This window comes from Synechococcus sp. H55.10, from assembly GCF_047502715.1.
GTDB lineage: Bacteria > Cyanobacteriota > Cyanobacteriia > Thermostichales > Thermostichaceae > Thermostichus.
Genome location: NZ_JANSJJ010000225.1, coordinates 1 through 580 on the forward strand (window position 1 = coordinate 1; position 580 = coordinate 580).

Below are 580 nucleotides of genomic sequence, written 5' to 3' on the forward strand. Positions count from 1 at the left end.
GTCTCGTGGAGACGCAGTTCCCTGGTCTGCTCGACCGTGAAGACGGGCGGATGCCAGCGGGTGGTCTGGTCGATGCCGAGTTCGGCGAGACGGTCGAGCAGGTCCTGGGGCGCAAGCGGCATGGCGCGGGGGATAGGGCCTTCCGGCGCGGCCGGCAACCGGCGCGCTACCGCCGCACCTCCATCTTGATCGGCCCCTCGGTCGATCCCTTCACGAACTGATCGACATAGGGGTTGCCGCTCTCGCGGATGGAGCGAGCGGGGCCGACCCAGATGATCTTGCCGCCGTGGATCATCGCCACCGTGTCGCCGATCCGCTGTGCCGAGGCCATGTCGTGGGTGATCGAGAAGGCGGTGGCGCCCAGCCGCTTCACCTGCTCGACGATCAGCGCGTCGATGATCGCGCCCATGATCGGATCAAGCCCGGTGGTGGGCTCGTCGAAGAAGGCAATATCCAACTGTCCTAACACCTTAAGCAAAGCCAGGCGAACTGCCAGAGCTGCCGACATCTGCTCTCCTCCAGAGAGGCTGGCAAAACGTCGTTTGGGTCCGCCTCCCTCTTGAACGCGGATCTCGTAGTC

The 580-nt window shown here is 65.0% G+C and carries 1 pseudogene; it reads right to left on the reverse strand.

The annotated features are described in order from the left end of the window. Positions 1-166 precede the first annotated feature (166 nt). Positions 167-580, reverse strand: a pseudogene (locus NW858_RS11950) (hypothetical protein); the annotation flags it as partial.